Annotated in this window: 8 protein-coding genes and 1 pseudogene; 3 read left to right on the top strand and 6 right to left on the bottom strand. The window is 51.0% G+C overall.

The window, feature by feature from the left end; all coding sequences use genetic code 11:
• Window positions 1-157, top strand: a pseudogene (locus QA609_RS24425) (electron transfer flavoprotein subunit alpha/FixB family protein); the annotation flags it as partial.
• 756 nt (window positions 158-913) lie between these two features.
• On the opposite strand, the gene QA609_RS24420 reads toward QA609_RS24425, so the two are convergent.
• Genes QA609_RS24420 through QA609_RS24395 form a run of 6 tightly spaced genes read right to left on the bottom strand, consistent with a single transcriptional unit; the run spans window position 914 to window position 4,550 of the window.
• Window positions 914-1,612: a helix-turn-helix domain-containing protein gene (locus tag QA609_RS24420; protein ID WP_278305222.1), complete on the bottom strand. Its 699-nt coding sequence runs from the start codon at window positions 1,610-1,612 to the stop codon at window positions 914-916.
• Window positions 1,613-1,672: 60 nt separating this feature from the next.
• Complete coding sequence (locus QA609_RS24415) at window positions 1,673-2,266, bottom strand: hypothetical protein (RefSeq protein WP_278305221.1); 594 nt, start codon at window positions 2,264-2,266, stop codon at window positions 1,673-1,675.
• A gap of 36 nt (window positions 2,267-2,302) precedes the next feature.
• The gene (locus QA609_RS24410) at window positions 2,303-2,527 is read right to left on the bottom strand and encodes an MmgE/PrpD family protein (RefSeq protein WP_278305223.1); all 225 of its coding nucleotides are present in this window, start codon (window positions 2,525-2,527) and stop codon (window positions 2,303-2,305) included.
• Window positions 2,528-2,531: 4 nt separating this feature from the next.
• Entirely contained in the window at window positions 2,532-2,960 is a 429-nt protein-coding gene (locus QA609_RS24405; RefSeq protein ID WP_278305220.1) for an MmgE/PrpD family protein, read from the bottom strand.
• Window positions 2,960-3,424 carry a Rieske (2Fe-2S) protein gene (locus tag QA609_RS24400; protein WP_005557538.1) on the bottom strand — a complete coding sequence of 155 codons (465 nt, stop codon included), beginning with the start codon at window positions 3,422-3,424 and terminating at the stop codon, window positions 2,960-2,962. Before QA609_RS24400 ends, QA609_RS24405 begins: the two co-directional genes overlap by 1 nt.
• A gap of 10 nt (window positions 3,425-3,434) precedes the next feature.
• Window positions 3,435-4,550 carry an amidohydrolase family protein gene (locus QA609_RS24395; RefSeq protein ID WP_278305219.1) on the bottom strand — a complete coding sequence of 372 codons (1,116 nt, stop codon included), beginning with the start codon at window positions 4,548-4,550 and terminating at the stop codon, window positions 3,435-3,437.
• A gap of 274 nt (window positions 4,551-4,824) precedes the next feature.
• On the opposite strand from QA609_RS24395, the gene QA609_RS24390 reads away from it, so the two are divergent.
• Both QA609_RS24390 and QA609_RS24385 read left to right on the top strand, forming a co-directional pair.
• A complete protein-coding gene (locus tag QA609_RS24390; protein ID WP_278305218.1) occupies window positions 4,825-5,607 on the top strand; it encodes a carbon-nitrogen hydrolase family protein in 783 nt (260 codons plus the stop codon).
• 175 nt (window positions 5,608-5,782) lie between these two features.
• Window positions 5,783-6,371 (top strand): glycine betaine ABC transporter substrate-binding protein (locus tag QA609_RS24385; protein ID WP_278305217.1); only part of this gene is annotated, 589 nt, incomplete at its 3' end.

Here is a 6,371-nt window from a genome sequence, read left to right as displayed (position 1 = left end):
CTCGGGTGCCGTCCAGCACGTTGCCGGCATGAAGGGCTCGGACACGATCATCGCGATCAACACCGATCCCAACGCCCCGATCATGGACATCGCCGACTACGCGATCCACGACGACCTTTTCGACGTCGTCCCTACGTTGACCAAGGAATTCCAATAAATTGACGCTGTCTATCCAATAGAGACTGGCCCCGTGAGGATATTAGTGCACGGCGATTGCTTCTGATCCGCAGGTGGGACAGGCTTCGGTGTCCCTATTCACGGAGGTTCCGCAGTGCCGACTTTCGTACACGACTCCTAGCTGCTGTGTCCAGGACAGCAACCGGTCTACACGTTCAAATAGCATCGAGGGGCAATCATTCTGGGTTTACGACGTCTCGGCATTTGTGGCACTCGGCGTATACTGCTGGTCCTGTCTCTGTTTCGTATTCAAGGACCACGTTGGTCGTCGCGATCTCGGCTTGGCAGAACGGGCATGTACCGAGAGATGGTGGGTTCGCCGTAGACATGGGTTGATAGAGACGGTGTGTGGAAAGGAGGGAGCGCGTGTGACCTGCAACAGGGTGGTGTGTCTGCTCCCTCTATTGCAAGTATCGTACTCGGATTTGTATATAGGCGAGCCAACCACAGCGAAACTGAAACTCGAGATCTGGTGACGGGCCTGTCAACGAGCGATATGGTGTGATAGCCACATTATGTCTCGTTGAACGCCTCATCGGCTAGCAATAAGATGGATGCCAAACCCAAGCGGACAAATTGAGACAGATCTGACTGATACCCGCTACTTGGCTATACAGCAGTTGCCAACAGCGCAGTTTGGGAACTGATGTAGCTTTGATTGGCTCATGAATCACCGCTTCGAGTAGTGTGCTCGAGTTTATAGAGAATCGGATTACAATCAACTTCTAAATAAAATTCAATCCTCATTTCTAACTGCCAAATTAATGTATGGAAGAACGAACTCGATGAGTTGCTGCTCTACCTTTCGCAAGTGGTTTGACGCAGTTGTCTTTGTAATATCCATCTCCGCTGCAATCTCCTCAAGTGTTACCTGTCTGGGAATCTCAAAATATCCTTGTTCAACAGCCGTGTTCAGAATTTCGCGCTGTCGAGGGGGAATTGACGAAAGTAGTTCCTGCCACTCAGAGCGACTTGGTATAATTTCGCGTCTGAAATCTTGTGTGATCCGTTCAACTCTAACACTCCCAAAATCCGAGAGTAAATCAATAGCCTTCGACAGTTCATTGCGATCATCCAGCAGCAGATCAAAGCACTCGCGTCCATTGACCAACTGCGTTGGACCGAGAGGAAGATATCCGTCGTACATCAGTGCCTGTAGCGGCGTTACTTCATTCAGTCGTCCTCGGAGCAACATTGTCGCAGCACATCGCCCTTCGCTAGTCTCATACTGTTCAACAAGATCAATGGTCTCTACTGTATCGTGTGAACTGATGATTTTGCGAACAGCATCACAATCTTTAGATTCGACTGCAAGCATACCGATATAGCGATTGTTCCGGAATGTGGAGGCGATAAACTCGCCAAACACATCGTGCTTCGCGACTTCTGCCGTCCAGTCACCGTCATATTGGACGCTTACCTTTGCAGTGAGCATAGCTAGCAAATGACGGGGGAGGATGGTATAGTTTCCCTGCGAACGCAACAGCCTTGCTTATTACCAAGATTTGAGTAGTCTCTCGATTGACTGGTCTTCATTCTGTAGATCAACAGAAAGACGTTCAACTGCAGCCTTTGATAATATGGGCGAAACAAGTCGGCGTGCTTTTTCCAATCGCTCTTCGACAGACAACGGTATATCCCGTGAGCCACGACTCGATGTTACATCGGATCGGTATGTCCCCTCAGCAGTTTTCACAGTTACACGAGCTAGACACTCTTCTGGAAACCGGCTGTCTAAGTCGTTGTCGACAGCGAATTCGACACGGTCAGCAATTGTTAATATATCGGAATCTTCCCGTGCTGATTCGGACAGTTCGGATTGTGTAAAGCGACCCCGAAGGAGTGCAGCGGCGACTGGATATGCATATGAGTACTGTGCTTCTTCCGGTGTCTTCGGCTTACAGGTTTGCAGATGTACTGCTTCCTCAAAGGTCGAAATTTGTACTGACTGAATACTCGTCGGGTCGATCTCGTACTGGGATGCCAACATTAGGACTGCTTCAACACCAGGTTGTGCCCAGCGACAGCATGGGTATGGTTTGAGATATCCCTCCGTCACGTGGAATACATTGTTTAGTGTGTCGTCCATTGATGCCTCATCGAAGACAGTACCAGACCCAGTGAATCACATTTTAGCGAGTTGTGCAGACACAATACCGGTGTACGCCCCCCATCCAATCCCGTCTTTAGTCATGCCCGGTTTCTCCACACCACGCATAATTGGTGTCCGAGGAGCGTGATATTCAGCGACACCAAGTGCATGTGTCGTCTGCTCTGTTGAGAAATCAAATAGTCGGGTAACTGCTGCAGCGGCTCCGAGTGCGCCCCACGATCCAGTACCTGTGTAAATTTCATCAACCGTATGATAAACCCGCGCGAACGGCGAGCTCGTAGCCTACAAAAACAGCATTGAGAAATTGGCGTATCGAGGCATCGACTTCTTCTGCGGCCGCTAACGCAGGAGGGACAACCACTGCAGCAGGATGGCCCTTGACCTCGCGGTGTCCATCATCGATATCGAGTGCGTTTGCAGCAACGCCGTTAGCTAATGCCGCACCGCCGACAGATACTGTGTCTCGCGATTTATTAAGAAGTGTTATTTCCCCCTCACCAAGATGCTCTATAGCATACTGGCGGGCAATATCGACACCTTCCTGCCGATATCCGGCAGTTATGGCTGCCAATGTGTCGAGCACGCGTGCCTTTAATTGTGCCTCGACGTTATCCGGCGCGTCTGCCATCTTCGCTGACCGCGCGAATTCCACTGCTTGAGCGGTATCCATTACAGGTAGACAACGACCTGCTGGTCTTCGACATCCACTTCATACGTGTCCACTGGCGGTTGGTCGCCTTCAACGGCCCCACAGTCACAGCCCCCATCGGTAGCGCTTTCTTCCGAAGTGTCGTCGCTTGTAGACTCAACAGCAGTATCAAACGACCTTGCACGAACCTTATGGGGATTGAATACGGACTCGCCCGTTGCAATATCAAATTCCCAGCCGTGCCACGGACAGCGCAAAATCTGGCCATCGTCTTCCCATTCTACCTTCTCAGGGTCTGTAGCCGATGTCGTTCCTGTCACTTTCCCCATACAGAGTGGAGCTCGTTGGTGTGGACAGTCATTTTTGAGTGCGTGGTACTCTCCATTGACGTTGAATACGCCGATCGAATGGCCGTTTAATTCAACGATCGTTCGTTCACCGGGTGGCAGTTCGTCAGTCGAACAGATTTCGAAGCGTTTCTCCATCAAATCACTCTCAGTTGGTTGGGAGGCTCGTCGGATCGTTCGGGAGCCCGTACAGTTCCTGTGCGTTACCGGCCATCACGGCTTGCTCCATCTCATCAGACATCGGCGGCAGTGCGTACACCGGTGAATCCGTATCCCAGTGTGGATAGTCACTGGCGAACATCACCGTTTCCTCAGCATGCATCATCTCTAGAATTTGTAAGAGATGCTCGGGGTTATCCGGCTCCTCGATAGGTTGAGTGGTAAACCGAACTTGGTCGCGAACGTATTCACTCGGTGGTTTCTGAAGATAGGGTACCTGTGCACGGAGGGCTTTCCAGTCTTTGTCCATCCGCCAGAGGAAATGTGGAACCCAACTCAGTCCCCCCTCAATAACAACGAAATTGAGATCGGGGAATTTCGCAAGGACACCTTCAGCAACGAGGCTGACGAGTTGTCCCATTGCATACGTACCCAGGAGCGTATGCCACTCAAAATAGGTGTTCGGATGTCCTGCGCCTGTCGGCGGACGCGTTACACCGTGACCTTCTGTGTAGGGATGCATAGCGATGGGAAGCCCCATCTCCTCGGCGGCTTCGTACATCGGCCAATAGTACTCGTGACCGTAGGGGTGCTGCGAGGCCATCGGCATCACCACTTGGACAACGCGCGGGTGATCCCCTAGTTCCCGAATCATTTCAGCCATCCGCTCTGGTTTCTGTGGTGCAGCAAGTAGCGATCCGACAAATGGACCTCCCTCTGAAAGCCAGTTATCGATAACCCATTTGTTGTTCGCGACTGCAAGTTCGGCAGCGTAGTCACGGTTTGGAAGAGCAGTGAGATTGAGATACGAGTTGCCTGTCAGAACCGCATAATCTACGCCGAATTCCTCAAAATGATGTTCCTTCATTTTCTCGATGCTGGATCCCGCGGGACTGCCATCATCTGGGATTGCATCGCGTCGAGAGAATTCTGCGACGTTGTCGTAGAGAATACTGGGCGACTGCACGCCACGATCTTTGTACTGGTCGGGAAGGTAGGCGATAACCTCCTCGGGATCTTTCCATTTTTGATGGATATCACAATCGATGAGCGTCGGAGCTGTGTCCTCTGACCCAGTCGATTGTTCGACTTGTCGTCCTGACATCGTCTGGCACAACCAAACAGGGGTACCCCCCTAAACCACAGGGCGAACTTGTAGCAGGTATATATACTAGCTGTCGCAGATGGCTTTATCCAGACCCACAATCCTCCGAATCATCGTGCTCTTCTCATTAGGGGAGCAAAACAGCAAAAGATCAAACACCTGTCAATAGTGTTAGGAGGGGCTTCACTTAAGCACTGGAGATGTTCGTGTCAAAGATTACCGCATTTAAGAATTGAGGTACCCATATGTGTTCTCGAACGAGGTATTTCAATCGATGACAAACGCACGTATCGCTTCTTGCCAATTTGAACCGAATATTGACGATGTGGACGCAAATCTCAATCATATCGAGCAGCTTGCTGATCAACTACCCACATCAACCGTGTTCGCTGTCTTCCCAGAGCTCTGTGTAACCGGCTATGATCTCGGTGACGTTTCGGCAGCAAAAACACCGGTACCGGGACCTATAACTGAACGAATCCAGGGAATTGCTCAAAGGACTGGTATTGATCTAATAGTTGGACTGCCCGAAGCCGCCGACAACAATGTTTACAATTCGCTTGTGTACATGTCTAACCACGGTGTTGAGGCAACATATCGAAAGCAACAGCTATGGGGCGACGAAGCAGCACAGTTTGCAGCCGGAACGGAGCCAGTGGTCGTTGACACTTCAGTTGGACGAGTTGGGCTGCTGCTTTGCTATGACCTGGATTTCCCCGAACTCGCACTTGAATACGACGAAGCTGATTGTGACCATATTGTCGTCAGCTCAGCCTGGCGGCAGTCGTTCGACAATGACTGGCGACTCCTTTGCTGTGCTCGCGCACTTGATCAAACCTGCTACGTTGTCGGCTCGAATCACTCCGGCACTCAATCCGGACGGCATCATGCGGGTGAAAGCCTAGTTGCAGGGCCACGTGGTGAAATCCTCGCGAAAGCCACAGATGATACCTCAACTGTTTCGGTCGAAGTCGACGCTGATTCGATTGAAACCGCCCGTATCAAGAACCCGGTTCGGGAATCCCGTTACGAGATGATCAGCACTTCTCGGCAGTAGCATTCCCTCTGATAATAGAGTGGGCTTTCTTCTCCTTTCTGGGACTCAGCCCTCGTATTTATATATTCTTCGTGTATCTTATTTATAAACATTACTGCTCCATCATGTGCTTTGTTTATAAACAATTGATTAGTGTGGGTCAATACTTAGGGTCTTTATCACAGAATGATTTGGCGTGCCAACTCAAAACACACGGCGTAGTCTCCTCAGGACGGGAGGTGGGCTCGCCGCCACAGCGATTAGCGGGGTGACAGCTGGGTGTCTCACCCTCGCGACACAGTTTCGGAGCGATTCAATTCCAATTGGATCGAAGCGGTTCACCGAACAAGAGATTCTCGGCTACCTCGCGTACGAGTCGCTTGATGCAAACACTGACCTCCATGTTGACGACCAGACTGGTCTCGGCGGCACCACAACGAACTTCCAGGCAGTGAATTCCGGGGAGATTCAATTATATTGGGAGTACACTGGTACGGCTTGGCAAACACTACCACCAGAGCAAGACGAAGTCATCCCCGATCCTGAGGAACTCTACAATAGAGTAAAAGAGGAATTCGAAACGGAACACGGACTGACTTTCCTGGAGAGAGCACCACTCGACAACACCTACGTCCTCATGGCGAATCCCGAGTGGTCGGAACAGACTGGTGTAGAGTCGCTATCCGGACTCGCATCTTATCTTGCTGAGACGGATACGGAGACTACAGTAGCGTTGAACGCTGAGTTCCAAGATAGAGCAGATGGATGGCCTGGACTCATTGATC

Origin of the sequence: Natronococcus sp. A-GB7, assembly GCF_029688865.1 — an archaeon.
In the GTDB taxonomy this organism is placed as follows: Archaea; Halobacteriota; Halobacteria; order Halobacteriales; family Natrialbaceae; genus Natronococcus.
This window is presented reverse-complemented; position numbering and strand designations above follow the sequence as displayed.